The sequence below is a fragment of the Vibrio sp. CDRSL-10 TSBA genome (assembly GCA_039696685.1).
In the GTDB taxonomy this organism is placed as follows: domain Bacteria; phylum Pseudomonadota; class Gammaproteobacteria; order Enterobacterales; family Vibrionaceae; genus Vibrio.
In genome coordinates this window covers 2,619,156-2,644,591 of record CP155566.1, presented here as the reverse complement: position 1 = coordinate 2,644,591, position 25,436 = coordinate 2,619,156, and the positions used below count along the sequence as shown (strand labels likewise).

16 protein-coding genes, 2 tRNA genes and 8 pseudogenes are annotated in these 25,436 nt (G+C 48.7%); 14 read left to right on the top strand and 12 right to left on the bottom strand.

Annotated features, from left to right (window positions below; translation table 11 throughout):
- Window positions 1-181 precede the first annotated feature (181 nt).
- Window positions 182-808 (top strand): uracil phosphoribosyltransferase, encoded by a 627-nt coding sequence (gene upp / locus ABDK09_19975; protein XAW89128.1) that lies wholly within the window; start codon window positions 182-184, stop codon window positions 806-808.
- Between the two features lie 102 nt (window positions 809-910).
- Here the strand turns inward: upp and rluF are convergent, their stop codons facing one another.
- Both rluF and smrA read right to left on the bottom strand, forming a co-directional pair.
- Complete coding sequence (rluF, locus tag ABDK09_19970) at window positions 911-1,981, bottom strand: 23S rRNA pseudouridine(2604) synthase RluF (GenBank protein ID XAW89127.1); 1,071 nt, start codon at window positions 1,979-1,981, stop codon at window positions 911-913.
- 140 nt (window positions 1,982-2,121) lie between these two features.
- Window positions 2,122-2,700, bottom strand: a complete 579-nt coding sequence (smrA, locus tag ABDK09_19965; protein XAW89126.1) for a DNA endonuclease SmrA — start codon at window positions 2,698-2,700, stop codon at window positions 2,122-2,124.
- A 505-nt stretch (window positions 2,701-3,205) separates the two neighbouring features.
- Between smrA and ABDK09_19960 the strand changes: the two genes are divergently transcribed.
- Window positions 3,206-3,282 (top strand) — tRNA-Pro (locus ABDK09_19960).
- 121 nt (window positions 3,283-3,403) lie between these two features.
- Here ABDK09_19960 and ABDK09_19955 read toward each other — a convergent pair.
- The 3 genes and pseudogenes from ABDK09_19955 to ABDK09_19945 all read right to left on the bottom strand — a co-directional run bounded on the left by ABDK09_19955 (window position 3,404) and on the right by ABDK09_19945 (window position 7,849).
- On the bottom strand, window positions 3,404-4,276 hold the full coding sequence (locus ABDK09_19955; GenBank protein XAW89125.1) for a TraB/GumN family protein: 873 nt from the start codon (window positions 4,274-4,276) through the stop codon (window positions 3,404-3,406).
- 353 nt (window positions 4,277-4,629) lie between these two features.
- Complete coding sequence (locus tag ABDK09_19950) at window positions 4,630-5,073, bottom strand: DUF411 domain-containing protein (protein ID XAW89124.1); 444 nt, start codon at window positions 5,071-5,073, stop codon at window positions 4,630-4,632.
- A 15-nt stretch (window positions 5,074-5,088) separates the two neighbouring features.
- Window positions 5,089-7,849 (bottom strand): annotated as a pseudogene (locus tag ABDK09_19945) (heavy metal translocating P-type ATPase).
- A 221-nt stretch (window positions 7,850-8,070) separates the two neighbouring features.
- Between ABDK09_19945 and gltX the strand changes: the two are divergent.
- Both gltX and ABDK09_19935 read left to right on the top strand, forming a co-directional pair.
- Window positions 8,071-9,498: a glutamate--tRNA ligase gene (gltX, locus tag ABDK09_19940; GenBank protein ID XAW89123.1), complete on the top strand. Its 1,428-nt coding sequence runs from the start codon at window positions 8,071-8,073 to the stop codon at window positions 9,496-9,498.
- Between the two features lie 329 nt (window positions 9,499-9,827).
- Window positions 9,828-10,803, top strand: a pseudogene (locus ABDK09_19935) (OmpA family protein).
- A 104-nt stretch (window positions 10,804-10,907) separates the two neighbouring features.
- Here ABDK09_19935 and ABDK09_19930 read toward each other — a convergent pair.
- Window positions 10,908-11,414 carry a Fe3+-citrate ABC transporter substrate-binding protein gene (locus ABDK09_19930; protein XAW89122.1) on the bottom strand — a complete coding sequence of 169 codons (507 nt, stop codon included), beginning with the start codon at window positions 11,412-11,414 and terminating at the stop codon, window positions 10,908-10,910.
- An 817-nt stretch (window positions 11,415-12,231) separates the two neighbouring features.
- Complete coding sequence (locus ABDK09_19925; GenBank protein ID XAW89121.1) at window positions 12,232-12,825, bottom strand: hypothetical protein; 594 nt, start codon at window positions 12,823-12,825, stop codon at window positions 12,232-12,234.
- A 966-nt stretch (window positions 12,826-13,791) separates the two neighbouring features.
- On the opposite strand from ABDK09_19925, the gene ABDK09_19920 reads away from it, so the two are divergent.
- The gene (locus ABDK09_19920) at window positions 13,792-14,736 is read left to right on the top strand and encodes a malate:quinone oxidoreductase (protein ID XAW89120.1); all 945 of its coding nucleotides are present in this window, start codon (window positions 13,792-13,794) and stop codon (window positions 14,734-14,736) included.
- Window positions 14,699-15,430 (top strand): malate:quinone oxidoreductase, encoded by a 732-nt coding sequence (locus ABDK09_19915; protein ID XAW89119.1) that lies wholly within the window; start codon window positions 14,699-14,701, stop codon window positions 15,428-15,430. The genes ABDK09_19920 and ABDK09_19915 overlap by 38 nt, the downstream gene beginning before the upstream one ends.
- Before the next feature lie 338 nt (window positions 15,431-15,768).
- Here the strand turns inward: ABDK09_19915 and ABDK09_19910 are convergent.
- Window positions 15,769-15,845: transfer RNA gene (locus ABDK09_19910), tRNA-Arg, on the bottom strand.
- A 55-nt stretch (window positions 15,846-15,900) separates the two neighbouring features.
- Window positions 15,901-17,035: pseudogene (locus ABDK09_19905) on the bottom strand (flagellar assembly protein FlgT).
- Window positions 17,036-17,197: 162 nt separating this feature from the next.
- Here ABDK09_19905 and ABDK09_19900 point away from each other — a divergent pair.
- Both ABDK09_19900 and flgP read left to right on the top strand, forming a co-directional pair.
- The gene (locus tag ABDK09_19900; GenBank protein XAW89118.1) at window positions 17,198-17,833 is read left to right on the top strand and encodes a FlgO family outer membrane protein; all 636 of its coding nucleotides are present in this window, start codon (window positions 17,198-17,200) and stop codon (window positions 17,831-17,833) included.
- A 9-nt stretch (window positions 17,834-17,842) separates the two neighbouring features.
- Window positions 17,843-18,281 (top strand): annotated as a pseudogene (gene flgP / locus ABDK09_19895) (flagellar assembly lipoprotein FlgP).
- A gap of 127 nt (window positions 18,282-18,408) precedes the next feature.
- On the opposite strand, the gene flgN reads toward flgP, so the two are convergent.
- From flgN to flgA, 3 genes and pseudogenes are all read right to left on the bottom strand, one after another.
- Window positions 18,409-18,834, bottom strand: coding sequence for a flagellar export chaperone FlgN (gene flgN / locus ABDK09_19890; protein ID XAW89117.1), 426 nt, complete (start codon window positions 18,832-18,834; stop codon window positions 18,409-18,411).
- Between the two features lie 35 nt (window positions 18,835-18,869).
- On the bottom strand, window positions 18,870-19,190 hold the full coding sequence (gene flgM, locus ABDK09_19885; GenBank protein XAW89116.1) for a flagellar biosynthesis anti-sigma factor FlgM: 321 nt from the start codon (window positions 19,188-19,190) through the stop codon (window positions 18,870-18,872).
- A 113-nt stretch (window positions 19,191-19,303) separates the two neighbouring features.
- Window positions 19,304-20,048 (bottom strand): annotated as a pseudogene (gene flgA, locus ABDK09_19880) (flagellar basal body P-ring formation chaperone FlgA).
- A gap of 81 nt (window positions 20,049-20,129) precedes the next feature.
- Here flgA and ABDK09_19875 point away from each other — a divergent pair.
- The 6 genes and pseudogenes from ABDK09_19875 (at window position 20,130) to flgE (ending at window position 25,268) form a co-directional block, all read left to right on the top strand.
- Window positions 20,130-21,056, top strand: a complete 927-nt coding sequence (locus ABDK09_19875; protein ID XAW89115.1) for a chemotaxis protein CheV — start codon at window positions 20,130-20,132, stop codon at window positions 21,054-21,056.
- Between the two features lie 10 nt (window positions 21,057-21,066).
- Window positions 21,067-21,895: pseudogene (locus ABDK09_19870) on the top strand (protein-glutamate O-methyltransferase).
- A 496-nt stretch (window positions 21,896-22,391) separates the two neighbouring features.
- Window positions 22,392-22,787, top strand: a complete 396-nt coding sequence (gene flgB / locus ABDK09_19865) for a flagellar basal body rod protein FlgB (protein XAW89114.1) — start codon at window positions 22,392-22,394, stop codon at window positions 22,785-22,787.
- Between the two features lie 4 nt (window positions 22,788-22,791).
- Window positions 22,792-23,208, top strand: a complete 417-nt coding sequence (gene flgC / locus ABDK09_19860; GenBank protein XAW89113.1) for a flagellar basal body rod protein FlgC — start codon at window positions 22,792-22,794, stop codon at window positions 23,206-23,208.
- Between the two features lie 17 nt (window positions 23,209-23,225).
- Window positions 23,226-23,934: pseudogene (gene flgD, locus ABDK09_19855) on the top strand (flagellar hook assembly protein FlgD).
- A gap of 28 nt (window positions 23,935-23,962) precedes the next feature.
- Window positions 23,963-25,268: pseudogene (gene flgE, locus ABDK09_19850) on the top strand (flagellar hook protein FlgE).
- Window positions 25,269-25,436: the final 168 nt, after the last annotated feature.

The following is a 25,436-nucleotide window of genomic DNA, read 5'->3' as shown; positions in this document are numbered from 1 at the left end:
CGAACGGGATCCTGGATGAGGCGGGCTTGTGGGGCAAAGTTTATGTGGCACAAGGGCTGAAGGGCGGAATAAGCGCGCTGAATCGGGCGATGACAGCGCTAAAAATCCCGGACAAACGTCAACATAAGGTGAATTTCAGTGTATAATCGGAAAGTTTGATTAAATTATGCCGGAGATGGAAATGAAAGTTGTTGAAGTGAAACACCCTCTAGTGAAACATAAAATTGGCCTGATGCGAGAAGGTGATATCAGCACTAAACGTTTTCGTGAGTTAGCAACCGAAGTTGGCAGCCTGCTGACTTATGAGGCTACCGCTGACTTTGAAACTGAAACAGTCACCATTGAAGGCTGGAATGGCCCGGTTGAAGTAGAGCAAATTAAAGGTAAAAAAGTGACGGTCGTGCCGATTCTGCGTGCTGGTCTGGGCATGATGGATGGCGTTCTGGAACACATGCCGAGCGCACGTATCAGCGTGGTCGGTATTTACCGTGATGAAGAAACACTTGAGCCGGTACCTTATTTCAATAAGCTGGCCTCGAACATGGAAGAGCGTATTGCTCTGGTTGTCGACCCTATGCTGGCGACCGGCGGCTCTATGATTGCAACCATCGATCTTCTGAAAGAGAAAGGCTGTAACCAGATTAAAGTACTGGTGCTGGTGGCCGCGCCTGAAGGTGTTGAAGCACTGGAGAAAGCGCACCCGGATGTTGAGCTGTACACAGCGGCTATCGATAAGAAACTGAATGATAAAGGCTATATCGTTCCGGGTCTGGGCGATGCCGGTGACAAAATCTTCGGTACCAAGTAAGCTTAACGCGAGCTTGTTATAAACTGAAAAGGGAGCCAATGGCTCCCTTTCTTATTAGCAAATTAACGTTTACCAGCAAATCAACGCTTCTGCATCATGGTGCTATTTTTTCAGACTCAGTGTTCCACCTTTGCGTGGTGTAACATTGGGCTTATGAGATGTGTTGGAAACGTAACTTTTTGGTTTACGTGCTGCAGGCGCTTTATCGCTGTAAGTTTTAGCGTTGTCGCGTTCTGTCTTGCCGTTCGCCCGTTCTGCGGAGCGCTCTGACTGGCGCTGCTGGCCCTTTTTCGAGTTCGGTGCATGACGGTATTCATCGGCATTATGGCCGCGGAACGTTTTCGGGTTGCGGCGTGCTCTCGAGTGTTGGTTTTCTTCGCGACTGTCATACAATTTGGCATCCGTCGCTTTACGAATGCGCTGGCCTTTATTATCAACTCGCGATGCTTCTTCAGTGCCGCTGGAGCCTTCACACATCGCCAGGATCTCGGCAATCTCCGCATCGGTCAGGTAACGCCATTTACCATTCGGAATCCCGTCCAGTGAAATGTTCATGATGCGCACCCGGCGCAGTTTGAACACTTCATAGCCCAGCGCTTCACACATACGGCGAATTTGGCGGTTAAGTCCTTGCGTCAAAACGATACGGAACGAGAATTTGGTTTCCTGCGTGACTTTACATGGCAGAGTCACGGTATCGAGGATCTTGACCCCTGATGCCATCTGGTTGATGAACTCAGGTGTGATCGGCTTATCGACCCGCACTACGTACTCTTTTTCATGACTGTTACCGGCGCGCAGAATTTTATTGACGATATCACCGTCGTTGGTGAGAAAAATCAGACCATCAGAGGGTTTATCGAGGCGGCCAATCGGAAAAATACGCTTCTTGTGACCGATAAAATCCACGATGTTACCCGGGATATCACGCTCAGTGGTACAAGTGATACCGGTCGGTTTGTTAAGGGCAATATAAACCGGCTTTTCCTTACTGCGCAGAGGCTTGCCATCAATGCATACGTCATCGTTTTCCGTAACTTTGGTGCCCATCTCCGGCAACTGGCCATTGATGGTCACGCGGCCCTGTTCAATCAGTTTGTCTGCTTCGCGGCGTGAGCAAAAGCCTGTTTCACTGATAAATTTATTGAGGCGTTTTTCGATAGGTTGCGACATGAGTTCTCCTGACGTTTCACAACGGAATGGGCTCGCACAGCGTTAGCCACGGCAAGCGGGAGGCAGAGGATATATCGTCTGCGTAAATGCGCGCGTTTCAGCGACGCTTGGTTGGCGCGCATTGTAGCAAGTCAGCGTGATTAGCCAAGTCGTTTCTGATGGCGTTCGCGATTCTCACTTTTTTTGTCAGCGCTCTTTTTCAGCAGCACGTAGACCGCGCCACTGCCGCCATGGAAACGCTGTGCCGAGTGAGCACATTGCACGTCCTGAATCTGATGGAGCCAATTGGCGACATAACTTTTCATCATCGCCGGCGGATTAGACTTTTCACCGCGACCATGCACGATGAGCACCGTGCGGATATCCATGCGCATGCACTGCCTGAGGAAGTTGACCACTTCATCCCGTGCCTGTTTGAGTGTTTTGCGATGCAGATCAAGGCGGGCCTGAACCGGATACTTGCCCAGACGTAATTTGCGGAAAACGCCTTCCTGCACTCCGTCACGCTTGAACTCAATGATATCGTCTGGTTTAAGCATTGGTGCGAAGTCGATCGACAGATACTCAGGGTCGTCTTCGGACAGGCTCATTGCCGCTTCGCGCTTGGCCAGATGACCTTCGGTGATGGTGTGGTGTTTTTTCAGTTCAGCGGTGTCTTGTGTGATGGGTTTGACGTCTCCCATCATCTGCTGAAACAGTTCGAAATCATCCTGAGACATAATCGCATCTCGAAATCATTATTGAATATCAGGATTATACCAACGGAATGGTGTGGGTGATCAACGACTAATAATAAAAAACCGGAGCAGACAAGTTACCTACTCCGGTGCATAGCGAAATTCTATTTTGCAATAGCAGCTAAGCGATCTAGTGAGGAGATTTGTCGTTCATGACTTTGACAAATGAAGAAATCGCTGTGTAACAGCACCAGACCCAGAGCTTCAAGATACTTTCCTAATTGCATTACCCAATAGGAGCTTGAGCTGTCGGTCCGTATTCCCTCCAAAGCGTTCGAAGACAGGACTAAGGTAAAATCTGTTGAGGGAGACGACACTGATCTGGATTAATTATGTTGCATAGGTTGCGACAATGTTTATATCGCTGTGTTTTTAGTCACATTTTTTTGTGTTTGATGGAGTTTTAAGCGAACAAAACAAAAATGCAAAAAAAATCTGCTAAAGGGCTTGCACCAAAAATCAGAATCCGTACTATACACAACGTTATCGGTGAATAGCGCAGTTTGGTAGCGCATCTGGTTTGGGACCAGAGGGTCGGGGGTTCGAATCCCTCTTCACCGACCATATTGAAAAGCCTCGTCAGAAATGACGGGGCTTTTTTCATTTCCGGTGTTTGAATTTTAGACCCTAGACCCTAGACCCTAGACCCTAGACCCTAGACCCTAGACCCTAGACCCTCACTTACTTAATAAAACTGACAATCTGCCGTTTGGGAATGATTGAGCTTGTGTACGGTAAAACCGCGCTGTTGCAGCATACTCAGCAGGTTGTCTTGGCCGACCAGGTGCAGGGTTCCTACCACCATCAGATATTGACTCTGACTTTGGGGCAGCAACTGACCGCTGGCCAGCTTATCAGCCCAGTCGCGGTTGCGGTTTTGCACCATGGCTTGTTCCAGCTCAGGAGACATCTCGGTCAGTTGTGCCATTGAATTAAGATTGTCGACGTCGCCGGCAATCCAGCTGTCGATCATGCATTCAGTCATGGCCTGATTTTTTTCCCAGTCTTCGAGCAGGGCCGTCAACATCTCCTGACCGGCATCAGGTTGCTTGGTCAGCAGATCAACCTGAAACTGGACCGATTCTAGGGCCACGATGGGTTTATTGGTTTTGATTGCCTGGTCCATCAGTACGGCATCGACGCCTTGTGTCGGATGAAAGCCGAGTTGTTGCAGTTGCATTAACTGGATTGATAAAGCAGCTTTCCATGGCGCCAGTTGGCGAAATACTTCAGCGTCCTGACCCAGATCTTTTACCACCTTATCCAGCATAAAAACCTGCTCATCGGATAAAACTTGCTCAGCGCTGGGTTGCCCGTACGGGTAACGGATATGTTGATTGTTGCGAATATCGGCTTCAACGATTAAGCCGTCTGCGTCCTGCAGAGCCTGGTATACAGGCTGCGGTAAAGGATACATTTTCGGCTCACCAACGTGGATCGAGCCAAAAATTGTCAGTTGAAGATTGCCTTTACTGGCTTGCCAGTAAAGAGGCTCTGCATGAAGAGAGAGGGCGGCCAACAGACAGCATGTGGTGATAATGCGGGAGATCCCGGCCATAATGTATTCCTTGCGTATTTGAAGATAGTTACCTTACCGGAACCCGCAGGCAAAGGTCGACTTGTTATGACTGTTTTTAAGCGGGACACGCACCTTTATTTTTCGCCGGACCCACACCTTGTGGTTACTCCCGGTGCAAGCTGTTTCTTCTTAACGAGGACACACACCTTTACCCGACGGCAGGCAAATGGTGGATAAAGCCTGAAACCGTGAGGTTAGGGTGTCTGTCCTGTACGCACATACTTCAACGCAGTGATTGGGTGATGACGAAGATGGTAGGTGTGTGTCCCGTAAAGCATGTGCATGCGCAATAAGTAACAGCCCTGCACGAAGCAGGGCTGTTAGGGTGGGCATTACTGATTGGCGGGGTATTGCCGGTATTTGAAGGTCTGGCCTTGTTCGTTAAAGGCGTACACCACGTAGGCATCTTTCTGATCGCCATACTCCATGCCCGGCGAACCCATAGGCATACCGGGAACCGCGAGGCCTTTGGCATTTTTCGGCGGGTTAGCGAGGAAAGCCTCAATGTCTGCCGCCGGGATATGCCCTTCAAACACATAACCATTGATTTCAGCCGTATGGCAGGATGCTAACTGCAGAGTGATCCCCAGTTGCTGCTTAATGCCATTCATATTGTTGTGCAGCTGTTCTTTAACATTAAAACCGTGCTCTTGCATATGCTTGCTCCATTCGCCGCAGCAGCCACAATAAGGAGACTTATGGTTAATGACATCGGTGGCTAACGCCTGGCCGGAAAACGCAAACAACAGTGCAAGTCCGAGTGAGTATTTATTCATAGTTGCCTCTTGTATTCAGGAATGAAAACGAGTTTTCACCAAGCGCAGTCGGTTGGCATTACTGACCACAGTGATCGAAGACAGCGCCATGGCTGCCCCTGCGACCACCGGACTGAGCAAAAAGCCGAACGCAGGGTAGAGCACGCCGGCAGCAATCGGGATACCTAATGTATTGTAAATAAAGGCTCCCAGTAAGTTCTGTTTCATATTTTTCACTGTGGCCCGAGACAGTTCGATAGCGCTGACGACGGCCAGTGGTGAGGAGTTAAGCAACGTCATCTGAGCGCTTTCTATGGCTACATCACTGCCGCTGCCCATCGCGATACCGATATCTGCTTGTGCTAGTGCCGGTGCATCATTGATGCCGTCACCAACCATTGCAACACGTCGGCCTTCACTCTGCAGTTGCTCTATTTGCTGCGCTTTCTGATCAGGCAGCACCTGGGCAATCACCTGCTGGATACCAAGCTCTCTGGCGATAGCATCGGCTACGCTTTGATGGTCCCCTGTCAGCATTACGGTATGAATATTCATCTCGTTGAGGGCGCGTATGGCTTGCTGCGCACTCTGCTTAATCGGGTCGGCAATAGCGATAAATCCGAGTAACTGTCCTTGACAGGCAATAGCTACGGGGGTCCAGGCCTGACGGGCAAATTCCTGCAGCGTTTGCTGCGCCGGGTCGAGGTTAATCCCGCTGTGCTGGAAATGATCCAGTGACCCGACCTGAATTTTCTGATCTTGATACTGCGCCTCCAGCCCACGGCCACGCAGATTATTAAATTGAGAAATCGTCGCCGCTTTAACCTGATGCTGCTTGCCGTAGTCAATAATCGCTTTGGCCAGCGGATGTTCTGAATGTTGCTCCAGCGCAACAGCCAGGCCGAGCATCACGGACTCTTCGCCCTGCAAGGTGACCACTTGTTGTACGACAGGCTTACCTTCGGTCAGGGTGCCGGTTTTATCAAACACCACGGTGTCTATCTTGCTGGCGCTTTGCAGTACGTTGGCATCCCGGATCAGTATGCCCATTTCCGCGGCTTTACCGACTCCGACGGTCACTGAAAGCGGGGTGGCAAGGCCAAGGGCACAAGGACAGGCGATAATCAGAACCGTGGTGGCGATCACCAGCATGTAACTGGCGCGAGGTTCAGGACCGACCCAGAACCAGACGGCGGCAGCCAGCAAAGCGATGGCGACCACGGTCGGTACGAATACCGCGGAAATTTGGTCAGCCATTTTTGCAATCGCCGGTTTACTGCTTTGCGCCTGACGTACCATCTGGATAATTCTGGCCAGCATGGTTTGCGAGCCTGTTCCGGTGGCGGTGATGATCAGGCTGCCGTCCTGGTTAATGGTTCCGGCGGAAACATGATCGCCGGCGGATTTGTGCACTGGGATTGGCTCGCCGGTTAGCATTGACTCATCGATATACGAGTCGCCGTCGAGGACTTTACCGTCCACCGGGGCTTTTTCACCGGGTTTGATCCGCAGCTGCATACCCTGGCTGATTTCTGCAACCGCGATGGTGCGCTCGGTGTTGCCTTCAATCAGAGTCGCTTGTTGTGGCTGCAGGTTAATCAGGGCCTGCAACGATTGGGTGGTCCGGGCTTTGGCACTGGTTTCGATATAATGACCGAGTGAAATCAGGCCAATGATCATCGCTGTGGCCTCAAAGTAGACATGGCGTGCAGCGGGCGGGAACCAGTCCGGAAACACCACCACCAGAACGGAATAAAACCAGGCTGCGCCGGTACCAAGTGCAACCAGAGTATCCATAGTGGCGCGGCCATGTTTCAGCGCTTGCCAGGCACTGCTGAAAAAGCTGCGTCCGGCGGTGGCAAGTAACGCCAGGCACAATAAGCCGATGATCCCCCAGGCGATTTGATCGCTGCCGGAACGGATCATCATGTTGCCGCCCAGCACGCCCCAGGCCATAAGTGGCACACCGACCACCAGACCAGCCAGAGCACTGCGTTGGTGCTCTTTTTTCACCTGTTCAAGTTGCGCCTGCTGTTTTTGCTGTTGTTCGGCCGGATCATCGACGGATTCAGCCTGATAACCGGCCTTTTGCACAGCGGCAACCAATTGCGCGGTGACGTCCTCGGTTGCGATGACCAGTGCGCTCTGTTTCTGCCAGATTAACTTGCGCTAGGTCGACACCACTGACGGATTTCAGCGCTTTTTCCACCGACGAAACGCAGCTGGCGCAGGTCATGCCTTTAATGAGTAAGTGGGTACTGACTTGTGAGGAGTCTGCCGGTGCTGATTGTGCGATAGAGGCCACCGGAGACTGGGCAGCCGTCACCTTGTCTTGACCAGAGTCAGGAGTGGTTACGGTGTGAGAGACTGCATCTGACTCGACTTGTGCGGCCGTCTCAGAGTTTGCCGCAGTGCCGGTCAGTTGTGCCTGGTAACCCACCTCAGCTACTTTGGCGATGATGTCGTCTGCGCTTAAAGTCGTTCTTAGTGAGAGTGAGTCTTTGTTTACTTTCAGGCGTGCAATCTGGTTACTCTGTTCGAGCTGTTTGGTCAGTTTGTTGACACACCCCCCGCAGCTCAGCCCTTGCAGATCAAATTCGAGAGCCTCTGCGCCCTGATAGCCAAGAGATTCGACACTATCAAGCACTTGATCAAGCGACGCATCGACATCCAGTTCGATAAAGGTCGGAGAGAGAGTCTGAATCTCGGCACTGAAATCTTCATTAATGCGGCGCTCAAGCTTACGTGCGCAGCCCATGCAATTTAAACCCGATAAACTTAAAGTAAAATGGCTCATGGTTTTCCCTCCGATATCTAATAATAGCAGGATAAACCTTCCCCTTGCGGCAAGGTCAAGCTTTGTTCATCTCGGGGCAACTTTTCAGGTCCATCCGGGCTAAAGCGCAGCTGAATATGCCAATCACCGTTGTGGACTGGGAGCTGTGGGTGCTAGAATACTGGCCAAAATTTCGCGCATGCTGAACTCTCAGCAGAAGTTCCAGACAAAGGTAAATCATAATGACGGTTAAGACTCGTTTTGCTCCCAGCCCAACTGGCTTTCTTCACGTAGGTGGTGCCCGTACCGCACTGTATTCTTGGCTTTATGCAAAAAGTCAGGGCGGAGAATTTGTACTGCGTATCGAAGATACTGACCTTGAGCGTTCAACTCAGGAAGCAGTAGATGCCATTCTGGAAGGCATGAGCTGGCTTGGACTGGATTGGGATGAAGGCCCTTACTACCAGACGAAGCGCTTTGACCGTTACAACGAAGTGGTTGAACAGCTTCTGGCCGAAGACAAAGCTTACAAATGTTACGCTTCAAAAGAGTTGCTGGACGAAATTCGTGCTGAGCAGGAAGCGAATAAAGAGATGGCTCGTTACGATGCGAACCATCCAAAGATCAAAGCGGTCAACGAAGCGGCAAAAGAGGGTGATCCTTGTGTTATCCGTTTCCGCAACCCGAAAGAAGGCAGTGTGGTCTTTGATGACCAGATCCGTGGCCGTATCGAAATCCGTAACGACCAACTGGATGATCTGATCATTCGTCGTACAGACGGCTCGCCAACGTACAACTTCTGTGTTGTTGTTGACGACGTAGACATGGGCATTACCCACATTATCCGTGGTGAAGACCATATCAACAACACGCCGCGTCAGATCAACATCTACAAAGCAATGGGTGCGACTATCCCGACTTTTGCTCACTGTGCAATGATCCTGGGCGACGACGGCGCCAAACTGTCTAAACGTCATGGCGCGGTCTCTGTAATGCAATACCGTGATGAAGGTTATCTGCCAGAAGCACTGATCAACTACCTGGTGCGCCTGGGTTGGGGTCATGGCGATCAGGAAATCTTCTCTCAGCAAGAGATGATTGAGCTGTTCAGCCTGAATGCTATTTCTAAATCGGCATCTGCGTTTAACACTGACAAACTGTTGTGGCTGAACAACCACTACATCAAAACCTCGTCACCTGAACATGTTGCTAAGCATCTGGAATGGCATTTTGATCACCAAGGCATCAACAAAGACAATGGCCCGGCACTGACTGACATTGTTAAGCTGGTGGGTGAGCGTTGCCATACTTTGGTTGAACTGGCAGAGCAGTCGCGTTACTTCTTTGAAGATTTCTCTGAATTTGAAGCCGGCGCTGCGAAAAAACACCTGCGTGGTGTAGCGAAAGAGCCTCTGGCTCTTGCTCTGAGCAAGATTGAAGCTCTGACAGAGTGGAATACTGAAGCACTGCATCAGGTGATTGCTGCTGTGTGTGAAGAGCTGGAAATCGGCATGGGTAAAATCGGTATGCCACTGCGCGTTGCTGTAACTGGCGGTGGTCAGTCTCCTTCCGTGGATGCTGTGATGAACCTGATCGGTCAGGAGCGTGTCATTGCTCGTATCAAGCTGGCACTGGCATACATTGAAGAGCGTGAAGCAAACGCACAGTAATATTCAAACCTACCGGCGGTTTTAATATCAGCCTGATTGAATAGTACATATGAATGTAAAACCGCAGTTTATGACTGCGGTTTTTTTATATCTGTATGTTATTGATTGGGTCAGAAGTGAGATAACCGTGCGATTTGCAAGCGTTTATATTCGAGAATTCGCAGAAAACTAACAAAACTTAACCAAAACTATATGCAACTTTTCATAGGTATTCATTATAGTTAACTACGGAGGCCCGCTTTTTAACGGGAAGTCGGTAATGAACAGGTTCACAAAGACGTTAAAGTCGCGAGTCTTACAATCACAATAATGAACCGTAAGGAATGGTTATGAAAAAGTTAGCAGCAATGGTATCCACGTCAATGTTAGTCGCATCAACGGCAGCTATGGCCGATGTGTATGTTGGCGCGAAAGTCGGTAAAACCTGGCTTGATGACGCGTGTCACAACACCGAATCATGTGATTTGGATGGTACGACGGCAGGGGCTTTACTCGGTTATAACTTCAACGATTGGTTGGCACTGGAAGGTGGTTACGATTACCTGGGTAAATTTAATGGCGCGGGCATTGATCGCGACACGGCAGAAGCATTCACTATCGCGCCGAAACTGAGCGTCGGTCTGACGGATTCTCTTGACCTGTACGGTAAAGTCGGTGGTGCGCGTGTGTTCTACGGTCACTCTTCTGACTACTCATACCTGGGTGCTGCGGGTCTGGAATATGCAGCAACCAGCAATCTTGGTGTTCGTCTTGAGTATCAGTACCTGAGTGATATCAACAACGATGTTGTACGTGCCAAAGCGCATACAACAACCTTAGGTCTGGTTTACCGTTTTGGCGGTAATGACGAGCCAGCACCGGTAATGGCACCTGTGAAGCCAGCACCAGTTGCCGAGCCAGCGCCAGCACCTGAGCCGGAGCCACAGATCGTAACCAAAACTTTTGAGTTTCCAGCGTCTGGACAGCAAAACCTTTGCTAACGACAGCGCATCGCTGAGTGCTGAGAAAAAAGCTCAGCTGGATGACCTGGTGGTCTTCATGAATGAACACCCACAGGCAAAAGTAGAAGTGACCGGTCACACTGACTCAAGCGGTCCTGAAGCCTACAACCAGAAGCTGTCTGAGAAACGTGCTCAGGCTGTTGCTACAGCACTGGAAGAAAAAGGCATTGCAGCTTCTCGAATCACAGCGACAGGTCAGGGTGAAAGTAACCCGGTTGCTTCGAACAAGACTGCAGAAGGTCGTGAGCAAAACCGCCGTGTAGAAATCGTGATTCCGGCATTTGATTACCAAGTGCAAGAATAATCAGCGATAGTTAGCACAAAGCCCACCGAATGGTGGGCTTTTTCATCTTGTTTGCTTGACTGGTGTTACGTTGAACCTCGTTGTGACAATATCAACCCAACGGATTATTTGAGATCAATACTGTTTAAACGGCCCATATAGACCAAGATGTCGAGGCAGTCTTTATGTGCTTCCAGCAGAGCCTTTTTGGTTTTAGTGTAAGCGGCTAATTTGCCATGCTTATTGATAGAGCAGACCACGCTTTTGAACGTGCAGCGGCCTTTGTCATCATAGTTACGCCAGGCTGCGATGTAACAGGCATCACGGCAGTCCGGGTTATCCTGTGTCGGGCGCGGTTTATAGATGATTTTAGGCTCCAGACTGTGGGGCAGCCGGGTCATCAGATACGGGTCTTTCAGGATACGTCGCCAATATGGCCCCCACATTTCTCGTCCAAGCTCGTTACGCATCTTGATTGCTTTTTTTAAACCCTTTTTCTCACCAATCCGGATGTAGCCCACCGACCGATGCAAAACTTTGTCATCAGGGGTGTGAATATGAATCTTATACGCCGTCTTGGCTTTAGAGATAAAGCGGTGACCAGTGTTGGTTTCCAGGTTACTCTTTGTCATACGCGATGTTATAGATAATATTGTTAATAGTAATAGTAGAATAAATTCGCAAGAATAGTAGCGACAGAATAGGGGAAACTGATCGCCCTTCATCAGGGCGATGTCAGATTTGCGCGAAATGAAGCTGGCCCCCGCCACAAAAGGGACACACAAGTTTAGAAATGGAACTGGACACACATCTTTGCAAAAAAAGGCGCCGTATAAAAAACAACGAATTGGCCTGAAAATTAGCCACTAAACGGACAGGGTTAATTGCGTGGGTTGTTATTTTTGCGGCGGATAATTTAGCTAGATGAGATTATCTAATAAGAATGTAGTTGCTTATTTTATGGTGTAAGCGGAGAGGGATAAGTACTAAATTTTCCTCACTATTGATGATGGAAATTAAATTAACTCTCATTAATGAGAAATGAAAGCAGCGCTAAATCATTAAAGTATTCATTGTATCTATGTAATGACTAAGCCAACCATTCGTTGTCTGTTGAGGTTCTGCTTGGCAATGCGCAATGGTTGAGAGCCACCTATCCATCGTCTGGATTTGGTTTCAAGCTGAGTACACAAGGTTAAACATTGTGGCTGTGTCAGTGAAAGTCGCTGCAGAATTGCGGGCAGATGCTGAGCTATATGACCTTTACCATCATGACGAATCTGTTTTCCAATCCAGTCAAGAAGTTCAAGATAATCCATAAACCGAAATGGTATCCCGTCACTATTATCCAGCGGCTGATAACCGACAAAACTGGCGAGACTCCCTGTTTCATTCCTTCCTTGGGTGAAGCAATCCAGCCGAGCTTTGATCGAGGTATGCTCAGATTGCTCAGGAGCGTCGGCTACTCGTGCCCGAAACCGGGTTTAGATCGACGTAAGCCATCGCGGCAAGCAGTGCCTTTTCATCCAGTAGTGCTTGGGATTTAAAGCGACCTTCCCAGAATCTGCCGGTGCATTCGTCCTCCCGGTTTGCTTGCACCGCGATGTCGTAATTAAGCTCTTTCATAAACCAGCTCAGTGATCCAAGGCGGCTGCGCCAGATCTCGATTATCTCGTTACACAGATTTAGCTCGGTCTGATTGCTCAGTGCCCCTGTCAGGTAGCGTTCAATTAGCGGCGGGAGGTGATGTTCACAGCGCCAGCGGGCAATGATGTCTGCGGCGGATAAGGACTGAGCGGTCTTTTGGTCTATACGTACGACGAGATGGTAGTGATTACTCATGACTGCATAAGCACAGATATCGATGCAGTAAATTTCGCCGAGGACCAAGATTCGTTCCTCAACCCAGGTTTTACGATGTTCATAGCACTGTCCGGTCAGCGGATCCTGACCACACAAAAAGGAGCGGCGCACACAGCGTGACACACAATGATAGTAGGGAGTGATGTCTGGAAAGATAAGCTGGGATCGCGCCGTGGTCATAACATAAACTCGTAGTGGCTGAATGGTTGGATTGTGGCTGAGTTTAGCCAGAACACAATTGGCTTCTTAAATAACTCCGGTTCAGCTCTCTGCGGCATGCAATAACTCTGTATGGAAAGTATGGTTAAAGGTGGAGTGCGTAAAGGGGAGTGTCCCGTTTATGTCTTGAACACAATTGGCTTCTTAAATAACTCCGGTTCAGCTCTCTGCGGCATGCAATAACTCTGTATGGAAAGTATGGTTAAAGGTGGAGTGCGCAAAGGGGAGTGTCCCGTTTATGTCTTCCTGATTATTATTGGTACGGATATAAACACATCTCTTGAAAGATGCTAAATGTAGTTAGTAAGATGAATGAAAATACAGCGATTTTCCGGAAAGTAACATTATATATTTACGGCTATTTTTGTATTTAGCTAATACCTTATTTTATTAGTGGTATTTGACGGAGTGTTTATTTTTTAGTGCATAACCTTTGATATTGTAGTGTTTATAATGCGTCTTTATATGGGATGTTATTCTATATATTGAATTATTTAAAAAAGACCAAATTCGTGAAGCTTTTGTTGTTGATTTGTTTGTTTACTTCACATTTTTGCTGTGGTAGTTTGCGTGCCACAAGGAAGGACACTGTGGCACGCAGTGTATTTAGTCAAAGCTAAATAAGTGAAGTCTTATTTTTATGACTGCTAAGTCATGGTTAGTTAATCTTTATTGAGTGATTTTACACCGTGTTTTTCATTCAAAATATAACGATGCTTATTTTTAATAATGTTAATTTAAATCTGGTCGTGTTGCGCTATTAATTAATTTTATCATTATTTATTTAAGGCACATGGCTTGAGGTGATTATTTATTGATGCGTTGTTGACAGATTAACTACTTAATATCCATCGGTTATCCATTTTTTAGAGCAAAGGCGGGTTTTCCCTCCGCTGCTCAATTTTTATATTTAAGGTCAGTGTCTTTATGAAAAAATTAGTCATGATGTTGTTTGCTGTTGCCAGTATGACATCTTTTCCGTCAGCGTATGCTGATGATAATGATTCACCGGTTGATGTGCTGCTGATTGGCGGCGGGATCATGAGCGCGACTCTGGGGACGTATCTGCAGGAGCTGGAGCCTGAGTGGAACATGACCATGGTTGAACGTCTGGACAATGTTGCCCAAGAAAGCTCGAATGGTTGGAACAACGCAGGTACCGGTCACTCTGCGCTGATGGAGCTGAACTATACTCCGCAAATGCAGGATGGTAGCGTCGATGTAACCAAAGCGGTTAAGGTGAATGAAGACTTCCAGATCAGCCGTCAGTTTTGGGCTTATCAGGTCGATCAGCAAGTGATGCATAACCCGGCATCTTTTATCCGCAGCGTCAATCACATGAGTTTCGTGTGGGGTGATACTAATGTTAACTTCCTGCGCGCCCGTTACGCTGAATTGCAGAAAAACACGCTGTTCCAGAGTATGGATTATTCAGAAGATCCGGCACAGATCAAAGCCTGGGCGCCGCTGGTCATGGAAGGTCGTGATCCGAATCAGAAAGTTGCCGCCACCCGCTCAGTGCTGGGGACGGATGTGAACTACGGTGAAATCACCCGCCAACTGGTCAGCTCGCTGCAATCGCAACCGAACTTTGATCTGCAACTGCAAACTGAAGTTCGTGGCCTGAAACAGAACACGGACGGCAGCTGGACTGTGACTGTGGCTGATCTGGCCAACGGCGAGCAGGAAAAACAGATCCACGCTAAATTCGTTTTCATCGGTGCTGGTGGCGCGTCATTGCCGCTGCTGCAGGCATCGGGTATTCCTGAAGCGGATAACTATGGCGGCTTCCCGGTCGGTGGCCAGTTTCCTTATCACCGAAAACCAGGAAGTAGTGCAACAGCATCTGGCCAAAGTGTACGGTCAGGCTGAAGTCGGTGCGCCACCTATGTCAGTACCACACCTGGATGCGCGTCGCATTGATGGTAAAGAAGTGATCCTGTTTGGTCCGTTCGCTACCTTCTCAACTAAGTTCCTGAAAAATGGTTCACTGTGGGATCTTATGAGTTCGACCACCGCAGATAACCTGATGCCTATGGTGCATGTCGGCCTGGATAACTTTAATCTGGTGACTTACTTGATTGGCCAGGTGCTGCAGGATGACGAGGACCGTTTTGCTGAGCTGCAGAAGTACTATCCGAATGCGAAAAAAGCAGACTGGAGACTGTGGACAGCAGGACAACGTGTACAAATTATCAAGAAAGACCAAGAGAAAGGCGGTCGTCTGCAATTTGGTACTGAAGTCGTTGCTTCACAAGATAAAACACTGGCGGCTCTGCTGGGTGCATCGCCAGGTGCGTCTACCGCAGCCCCTATCATGCTGAATGTTTTGAAATCCGTATTTAGCGAGCGTGTTGATGGTGTCTGGAACGATAAACTGAAGCAGATCATTCCTTCATTTGGTCAGCATCTGAATGGTGATGTTGAAGCGACGCTAAACGAGCTGAACTACACCAGTACCGTACTCGGTCTGCACAAACCTCAGCAGGCGCAAGGCGATGCGCCGGCACCAGATGCTGATGCGGTTATCCCTGAGAAAGCACCGATTGCGGATATCGAGCTATAAGCTCAAGCTATCTGATAAGCTGCGCTGCAAAGCCTAATGCGAAGTGATACAACCTAGTGTTGCCGATAAAGCATAGCGAGTTTATCTCTAATCCCCTCATCTTTGTGGTTGAGGGGATTTTTTTGTCGGTGATATTGATGTTTAACTGAGTTTATTTCTTTGGGCGCAGAGTCAGTTGCGTAGCCTGTCAGGCTATACAGAATGAGTCGCTGAGGTTAGATGTTCAATACCGCTGAGATCTGAGTCCGGCCATACGTCATGTTGTCTTATTTGCTAATTAGCGGAGGCGGCAAACAAAAAGGGCTTAGCGATATTCATCACTAAGCCCTGTAAAAAGATGGCGCTCCCGACAGGATTCGAACCTGTGACCTGCCCCTTAGGAGGGGGCCGCGCTATCCAGCTGTGCCACGGGAGCGGATGGGTAATATACTACCCAATTATTTGAATAAATTCATGTTTTCAAATCACAATCACAGCTGTTTGTGCATTACGTCGCCAACTTGAATACTGGAAGCCAGCTCAGGCTGGTCTACGGTCAGTTCTGCGTTGGTGTCATAGACACGGCTTACGGTCAGGGTGATTTCGCTTTGTGATACTTTGTTACGCGGCAGGCCGTTTTGATCGATAAAGGCACCGGTGTGCCACAGCTGCAGCTTATCGCCCTCTCTGACGCCGTGAATTCTGCCTAAATCCATTGTCACGGTTTCACCAAATTTGGCCACGACCTCGGGCAGGGTTATTTTGCAGGAAATCTGTGATTCCAGATCCAGCATGATATCGCGGCTAACCTGGAGCAGCATCTGGCCGTAAGTGGATGTCCAGAAGCGCGCGCTGCGGGTATCGACCTGACTGGTTTTCGCGAAACGGCCAGTTTGCCACTTCACGATAGTTACCTTTATAGACTTCGCTGCCGGTCTTGCCGTCGAATACATGCAGTTCCAAAGCGAACTGGCGGTTAATCACATCGTCCTGAAAGGTTTTCTGATCTACGGTTGCGGTCAGGTCGGTGATCACTCCACCAACCAGGTACTGAGCGCCTGAATCCTGAGCCAACATTTTGATTCGTTCCGGGTTGCGGGCGTCCATGTCGTAATCAGTCGTCCCCACGGACATAAAGCTGTGTGAGTCCTGCTCGATCTGGCGGTTGAGGATATGGGCGAAGTCATCGCCGACATCGTAGATCTGACCCATCACGGCTTGTTGTGGGGAGGCAACATCAATATTGCCGATCATAAATGTCTTTTTATAGTTGCTGATGTGGCAAGCTGTTGCCGATGGATAAATATCAATCCGGGCGCGCACCTGCATCACATTCCCGACCACAAGGCGGTTTTCCACTAAAATTGAGCGTACCTCATGATTGGCAAACAGATATTCGCGCCGGTTGTCTTGCAAGAGTGGCAGCAGGTTGCTGATGCTGCCGATATCTGCCCCGGCAAAATTTACCGCTTTATAGATGGCATCTTCCAATGCATGCAGTCTTGCCGATTCCTCGGAGGCAACAATGGTCGAGGTTCCGGTAACTTCATACCAGGCCGCGTGGGCTGCAGGAATCCAAAGTGCCAATAAAAGCATTGAAACTAAAGAAGAAATGTTTTTTTTCATCGTAATTTACCAGTCAGGTACAAATTTTGCTTTTTAATTTTCAGCTGATGTAGGCATTTGCTGTTCAAAGTGGTCTCAGCTTAGAAAAGCAAAGAGCGTTCCAGTTTCATCAGAGAGAGTGAAATTGAACGTATCGCCTTAGTATATCTGGAGATGAAGATAATGAAAAAATGGCTTTGTTTAGTGCCGGTGGTCATGTTGACCGCCTGCTCTTATGCCCCGATTTATAACGGCAAAGAGTCATACGGCGGTTCACAGTTCATGTTGATGGAGAGTCCGCGTCATACCCTGAACTTCTTTGTGGACAGTCTGACCGAAGATCTGGTGGAATCGAATACCAGTGTGACCGCACGCACCCCGATAGCGATTACCTCTTTTGTTGATTTACAGAATATGGACACCACTAACTGGCTGGGTAATTCCGTTTCGGAAGGGTTGATTTATCAGTTTCAGCGTCGTGGCTTTAAAGTGGTGGATTTCAAAACCACAGGCTCCATTCAGGTCACTCAACAGGGTGATTTTGCGTTCAGTCGTGAATGGAAGGATCTGGCCCAGCAACAAGAGATCCAGTACGTACTAACCGGGACTATGTTGCGTCAGGAAGGCGGGGTATTAATTAATGCTCGCGTGGTCGGCATGCAGTCGCGCGTTGTGGTGGCAACGGCACAAGGCTTTTTGCCGGCGGATCGTATTGGCCGCGATTTGGATACGCTGAACAGTATGCGTACTCAGGATGGGGTGTTAATTCGTTCCGATCCAACCATGACTCAACCCTACACTGTGATATTGCGTCCCTAGGAGGAAAGGATGAAATACGGATTACTCTTATTGCTGGCCGCTGTGATGGCCTTATCCGGATGTCAGCCACTCCAGACTTTGCGCGCGGATGAATGGTTAACGGCGGTAGGTTACGCCAATATTAATGAACAGCGTGGCCGCGATACGGCAGAGAAACAGGTTTCGCGCGATGCGCGCATCGAAAATAGATGCTTATCGTGAACTCGCCGAACAGGTGTACGGGATGCGCGTCAGCGGGCGTTCGCAACTGCAGGATCAGCGCATGGGTACTGAACTGACGGCCGGTGCTGTTGATGGTGTGATTCGCGGTGCGGAAGTGGTGCGCAGTTATAAAGTCGGCGACAATTACGTGACTGAGCTGCGTCTCGACATTCGTAAAATGGATCGTCTGCGTGACTACGGTGAAGTGCAGCAGGTACCGGAAAATCGTCAGCAAACATTATTCTGATCCTAACTCTGTGCTGATCTCTCTTCTCTCCAGATAATAAAAAAGCGGCCGTTCAAGCCGCTTTTTTATTATCTGCATTTTTATTATCTGACTAGTGCACGTTGACACCGTGAACCAAAAAACTAACTTAAGCTTTAATATTGGTGCCTAAGGTCGACACGGTATGGGTTTGACCGGTCGCGTTGTAAGTCATACCGATTTTACCGTGACTTTGTTGCATCAGATTATTCAGTTTGTTGAAACTGAGCTGGGCACGATTCAGCGCTTCACCGTTGACGGCATTGGCTTGTTGGCACTCTTGTACCAGGGTGCGGATTTGTTCGACCAGATTCGCCAAGTATTCATCTTCTGTCAGGCTCGGAACATGAGGATGATTGGAAATGCGCTGATCGGTCTGTTGCAACTGGCCAACTAAAGTAATTTTTTGTTTTGCCAGCGTTTCTATATCCGCGGCAACACGGCTGGTGATGGCAATTTTTTCCTGCTCCAGTAACGCGGACAGATCCTGAGCGTTTCTGAGCTGGAACTCGACTAAGTCTTTTAATGCTGCCATGACTTCATCACCTTTTTGCCGGACTGAGTATCAGCTTACAGGCCACCCAGTTCATTTTCAAATTTGATCATATTGTCGGCCAGTTTCTCCGGATCGACTTTGTACGATCCGTTGGCAATCGCTTCTTTGATTGCAGCGACTTTGGCGCTGTCGAAACTTGGCGTCGCGGCCATTTCGTTATGCATTTCACCGATCGCTTTGCCCTGAGAGCTCAGCGATACCGCATCGCTACGCGGTTGAGAACTTTGACTGACTGAGCCAGAAGTTGTTGATGATGCATTAGATTCTGAACGCGCAGGGCTTCTGTTCGTTGTCGTCAACGAGTTACCTGAGCGAATGTTATCAATGCCTGCCATATTTTTGAGCCTTATAAAACTATGAACGTGTACCGTCAATATCGACTGTTGAGCGACGAACTTTAGCTTTTTCTTAACAGTCGGGTAAATTTCCCTGCGTTGAGTAGAGGCAGCTAAAATCGTACGGTGACTTCACCTATTCCGCTGACTTGAGCATCTATTATACGGTTAGATTTGCTATTTTTCACTTTTATCTGTTCGCCAAAGGTCCCGTCTGACAACGCGGTGCCTTCGGTTGTGATGCTCATCCCGCCGCTGACGGCGCGGATACGTACGTTTTCATTACGGCAAACCACACAAACATCATTTTGCTCGATGACATCACCTAACTTAAGGTTTTTCTTGGTCTTTGCTCCGACCACCAAATCCGGAGAGGAAAAACCTTGCCGTCTGAAGCGCAGCAGATCTACCATACTCATAGTCACATTATGATCTGTGATGATCTGACCGCGGGTCAGCGGTGTGAGTGCGGTGACCATGGGAACCGTTACGGTTAATTTGACCGGAACGTAGACTTTCCAGTTATCAGGCTCACATTCTACTAACACAGTGATCGCACTGGCAGAGCCGTTGTTAGATGATGATGAGGTCTGCAGTGGTGCAGGGCAGTCGGTGGCGAAAATACGCTCATCGACATTGGCGGCACTGACATCCAGTTCGCTGCCGGCCGGTGTATCCACGTTACTCAGAAACGTGCTGCTGAGCGGCTTGTTGGATTTGAACAATTTGTTCCGGTGTCGCACTGTGCACAGAAAGACTAAAGAAAACTAACAAAAAGCCGATACAGTTATAATAAAAGTGGCAGAAAGCTCTACACTTACATTTGGTATGTTGGCATACACGGGTATTCGAAATCATGGTTCGGTTCTCTGGTTTCTTCATAGCCTCAGGTAGATTATCACTTTTTCACATAAAAATGTTTAAGATGGAGATGTGCATATGACGGGTATTCTTGATTCTGTGAATCAACGTACGCAACTCGTCGGTCAAAACCGACTGGAATTACTAACCTTCCGTCTGAACGGACGCCAACGTTATGGCATCAACGTATTTAAGGTGAAAGAAGTTCTCCAGTGCCCTCGTTTGACTGCAATGCCTAATTTGCATCGATTGGTAAAAGGCGTTGCGCACATCCGTGGTCAGACCGTATCGGTGATTGATTTAAGTCTGGCGATCGGCGGCCGTCCGACCACCGAAGTTGACAAAAGTTTTGTGGTTATTGCTGAGTTCAACCGTACGATTCAGGCTTTCCTGGTTAGTTCAGTTGAGCGCATCATCAATATGCGTTGGGAAGCCATTTTGCCACCACCGGAAGGAGCTGGTAAAGGTAACTACCTGACTGCGGTAACCAATATTGATAACGAGCTGGTGGAAATTCTCGACGTAGAGAAAATTCTGGCTGAGATCGCTCCGGTCAACGAAGTGATGGATGCCAGCATTGGCGAGCAGATTGCTCATGCTGAGCAGGAAAAAGAAATTGTACGCCGTATACTGATTGCGGACGATTCAAGCGTGGCACGCAAACAGGTGCAACGCGCAATTGAGTCAATTGGATTTGAGTGTATCCTCGCCAAAGACGGCAAAGATGCTCATCAGCAATTGGCCAACATGGCAAAAGAGGGGAGTATTTACGATCAGATCTCTCTGGTTATTTCAGATATTGAAATGCCGGAAATGGATGGTTATACCCTAACTGCTGAAATTCGTCGTAACCCGGCTCTCAAAGACTTGTATGTTATTCTTCACTCTTCACTGAGTGGTGTCTTCAACCAAGCGATGGTTGAGCGAGTCGGTGCGAATTCGTTCATTGCGAAATTTAACCCGGATGAACTGGGTAACGCAGTGAAAAAAGCTTTAGTAGAATAAAGAGAACTGAATGACTGCGATAACTATCAGCGATCAAGAATATCGTGATTTCTGCCGCTTTCTGGAATCTCAGTGCGGCATCGTGCTGGGAGACAGTAAACAATACCTGGTCAGAAGTCGTCTGAGTCCGCTTGTCAGCAAATTCAAGCTGGCATCGCTATCCGATCTGCTGCGTGATGTTACAACCGGCCGCAATCGTGAGTTGCGTGTCGCCGCAGTGGACGCGATGACGACTAATGAAACCCTATGGTTTCGTGATACCTATCCATACACAGTGTTGGCCGACAAGCTGTTGCCTGAACTGGCTAAGAACAAGCGTCCGATCAAAATCTGGTCTTCGGCCAGTTTCCTCAGGCCAGGAGCCGTACTCGATGGCGATGACTGTGCTGGAAGTACAGCAGCGTCGTCCTGGTGTGTTACCCAGCGTATCGATTACAGCGACCGATATCTCGACCAGTATGCTGGATATGTGCCGCGCTGGTGTGTATGACAACCTGGCTCTTGGACGTGGTCTTTCTCCGGAGCGCCGCCGCACCTTCTTTGAAGACGCCGGTGATGGCCGGATGAAGATCAAAGACAACGTCAAGCGAATGGTTAATTTCCGCCCGCAGAATCTGATGGAAAGTTATAGCTTGCTAGGTAAGTTCGACATTATTTTCTGTCGAAACGTCTTGATTTACTTCTCGCCAGAGATGAAGTCTAAAGTACTTAATCAAATGGCAAGCAGCCTTAATCCCGGTGGCTACCTGCTGCTTGGGGCATCAGAATCTCTGACCGGTCTGACTGACCGTTTTGAGATGGTGCGCTGTAACCCAGGTATCATCTATAAGCTTAAGTAGCTTCATTAACTCATCGACCAGCCCGGCAAATTGCCGGGCTTTTGTTTGCCGCTGTACTCTCCGTGGCACCTCTCAGTTGCCGCTGGCAAGGCCTTCTGCGATCGGCTTAAGGTGTGTGTCCCGTTTGCGCACTTCTTCCTTTTACATTCCTCTCGTGTCTGTCCCGCAAGGAGCTCCGCTAAGAAGCCGATGTGAGAGCGATGGATATGTTAAAGGTGTGTGTCCGGTTAAAGATGCTTCCGGTGAAAGATGACGGCTATACTAAGTAGGCAAAGGTGCGCGGCAGGCTTGCCGCCGGGCTGACATTCCCCCGGTGGCGGCTTTGTAAATAGGGTTGGATGAAAATATTACCGGATATGATCTTTTCTCACTGCTCTGGCGTGTATTTTGCAAAACAGCATAAGGATGAAGATGCGGCAATCACGTATTTTTAAAGTTGGTACGCTAATTGCTATAGATTCATCAGTAACGGTCAGTTCTATCAAAGAGGCACAGTATGGCTATTTCTTTTGACAATGCACTCGGTATCCACCAGTACACGGTGGGTGTGCGTGAACGTAATGCGGAAGTGATTGCTTCTAACATTGCGCAAGCAAACACACCTGGGTTCAAAGCGAAAGGAATGGACTTCCAGAAGGCATTGCAAGCGGCAAGTTCGGAGGCAAGCATTGGTCTTAGCCTTACCGATGGTCGGCATATTCCTGCCTCCGCGAATGTGACAGGGGAAATGCTTTACCGGCTTCCTACACAACCTGACACCGGTGATGGCAACACGGTAGACGTGGATCTGGAGCGTAACCTGTTTATGCAAAACCAGATGCGTCACCAGGCATCACTCGACTTCTTAGGCGGTAAGTTTAAGAACTTAACCAAAGCAATCAAAGGGGAATAATTAGATGAGCCTATTTAATGTGTTCAATGTGACTGGTTCTGCAATGAGTGCTGAATCTGTTCGTCTAAATACCACCTCAAGCAACCTGGCGAATGCGGACAGTGTCAGCAGCTCTGCGAAAGACACCTACAAAGCCCGTCATGCTGTGTTTGGTGCTGAGTTAAGTAAGGCGCGTTACAACAACGATGCCAACGTGCCGGTCAAAGTGTTGGGCATTATAGAAAGCGATAAGCCGCTCTCTGCGGAGTTTAATCCGGATCACCCACTCGCTAATGACGAAGGTTATATCTACAAGCCTAACGTTAACGTGATGGAAGAAATGGCCAATATGATCTCAGCATCCCGCGCATACCAAAGTAATGTTCAGGTTGCTGAGGCGAGTAAACAAATGCTGCTGCGTACGCTGCAGATGGGTCAATAAGGATAAGGAGGTAGCGAATGGCCGGAATTAATAACGTTGGTCAAAGCGGCTTGTCCTATGTTGACCAGCTAAAAGCGCTTCAAGAGAAAAACAAGCCAACTGAGACAACGGGTAAACAGGATCTGAAACAAGAAGATTTCCTGTCGTTGCTCACCAAGCAGCTTTCTCAACAAGACCCTTTTAAGCCGGTCGGCAACGACCAGATGATCGCGCAAATGGCTTCATTTGCCACGGTTGATGGTATCGGCAACATGAACAAGCAGTTTGAAAGTCTCAACGCGTCGATGACATCAAACCAAGCTCTGCAGGCATCTTCTCTGGTAGGTCGTGATGTACTGGTACCAGGTGCAGCAGGGGTGAAAAAGGACGGCGCCAGTATGGCGGCGATGGTGAAGCTCCCTCAATCCATGGAAAACGTGATGGTGCGAGTTGAAAACGAAGCGGGCCAGCTGGTGCGCACGTTTGATCTCGGAGCGAAGCCAAGCGGTGACAACCGCATCGAATGGGACGGTAATGATCAAAACGGTAATCCATTGCCGGGCGGCAAATACAAAGTGAGAGCTTCGGGTTTGCTGAATGGTGAAAGCAAAGACTTTGAGGTTTCGACCTATGCCAATGTCAACAGCGTTTCTCCTGGGTAAAGGTGATGGTAACGTACTGCTCAATCTGGCTGGTTTTGAATCGCCAGTTCGACTTGCTGAAGTACTAGAAGTTGGCCAAGCATAATCATGCTAGCTAGATAGGAGAATTTGGAATGTCATATGTATCTCTAAGCGGTTTGTCCGCAGCTCAGTTAGATCTGAACACCACCAGTAACAACATTGCGAACGCCAATACCTTTGGTTTTAAAGAGTCGCGTGCGGAATTTGGTGATGTTTACTCGAATTCACTGTTCACTAACGCGAAAACCACTCCGGGTGGTGGTGTGATGGCGAACAAGGTCGCGCAGCAATTCCATGAAGGTTCCAGTATTTATACCAACAACCCGATGGACCTACGTATCTCAGGTACCGGCTTTTTTGCGGTTTCTAAAGATCGTATGGTGCCGCAGCAAAATGAGTTGACGCGTAACGGTGCTTTCCACCTGAACAAAGACAACTACATGGTGACCTCGAATGAAGAGTTCCTGTTGGGCTATCAGGTTAACCCGGATACCGGCGAAGTGCTGTCTTATGAGCCTTCACCGCTGAACATTCCAGCTGAATTTGGTAAGCCAAAGCAGACTTCAAATATTGATGTGGGTGTTAACCTACCGGCTAATGGCGATCTGAAAGATCCGACGCTGTTCGATTTTACCGATCCGGAAACTTACAACCGTTCAACCTCGTCAACCATCTATGACTCGATGGGGCAGTCATATAAGTTAACCACGTATTATCTGAAAGATCAGACTCAGCCGAATACATGGCAGACTTACTACACAGTGACTGACCGTGAAGGTGAGAAGCCAATTAACATTACCGGCGGTGATGCGACAGCGGGCAACGGACAAGTGGGTCACACCATGCGTTTCAACAACGATGGTACACTGGCAAGCCTGAACAATGGTCAGCCGATCGTATCTGACCCGCTGGGCGCTGGTGCTAACCCGATCAACCTGAACGGTGCCGATGTCAATCAGACCCTGTCTTTTGGTCTGGACGCGGCAACTCAGTTTGCCGCTCCGTTTGAGCTGACTAAGTTCGATGAAGATGGTGCGACAACCGGCTTCCTGACTAAAATCGACTTTGACGAAAACGGCAGTGTCATGGGTACTTATTCGAACGGTGAAAACGTGACTCTGGGCCGTGTGGGTCTGGTGCGTGTACCGAACGAGCAAGGCCTGGATAAGAAAGGTGGTACTCAGTGGGATTCGACTCAGATGTCCGGTGGTAAAATCTGGGGTGAATCCAACAAAGGTTCATTTGGTACCATTAAGAAACGGCACACTCGAGCAGTCAAACATTGATATGACTCAGGAGCTGGTGGACCTGATCTCCGCGCAGCGTAACTTCCAGGCGAACTCACGTGCTCTGGAAGTCCACAACCAGCTGCAACAGAACATCCTGCAGATTCGATAATCCTTTCATCTGGTCTGTCAAACCAGCGGCAACGCTGGTTTGACAGGATTGCCACTTGCCTTATTGCCGCGGCAAAATCTGTCTTCCTCTCTGCACAATCTCCTGCTTTATCTTTTCTAATAATCTGATTTAAAACACTATTTATTTTTGGCACGCCAATTGCTTTAT